This is a genomic window from Haloferax sp. Atlit-4N, assembly GCF_003383025.1.
In the GTDB taxonomy this organism is placed as follows: domain Archaea; phylum Halobacteriota; class Halobacteria; order Halobacteriales; family Haloferacaceae; genus Haloferax; species Haloferax gibbonsii.
In genome coordinates this window covers 1-461 of the sequence record NZ_PSYY01000086.1, presented here as the reverse complement: position 1 = coordinate 461, position 461 = coordinate 1, and the positions used below count along the sequence as shown (strand labels likewise).

Annotated in this window: 1 pseudogene; it reads left to right on the top strand. The window is 69.0% G+C overall.

From position 1 onward, the window contains the following. Positions 1–461: pseudogene (locus C5C07_RS20685) on the top strand (ATPase); the annotation flags it as partial.

Below are 461 nucleotides of genomic sequence, written 5' to 3'. Positions count from 1 at the left end.
CGACGACGAGGACCAGCAGGACTCCGGCGTCGACCGCCTCGCCAAGCAGGAGGTCGAACGCGAGATACGCTCCATCGCGCGGGGCCACGTCGAGGTCGAACTGCGCGGGCCCAACACCGCCGTCGTCTGGGTCGAGGACGACGACATCTCGCAGGTCATCGGCAAGGGCGGCGGCCGCATCTCCGACGTGGAGAATCGCCTCGGCATCGACATCGACGTGCGAACCTTCGAGGAACGACCGTCCGGCCCCTCGGGCGGCCCACAGACCGAGTCCGGCGGCAAGCAGGGCGAGATCGTCCAGCCGGAAGTCACCTCCCGGCACGTCATCGTGCCGCTCGACGGTCACGCCGGCGACACGGTCGAACTGCAGGCCGACGGCGAGTACCTCTTCACCGCGACGGTCTCCCGCAGCGGCGAGATTCAGGTCTATCGCGGGTCGGGCATCGCCGAGGAACTAGAGC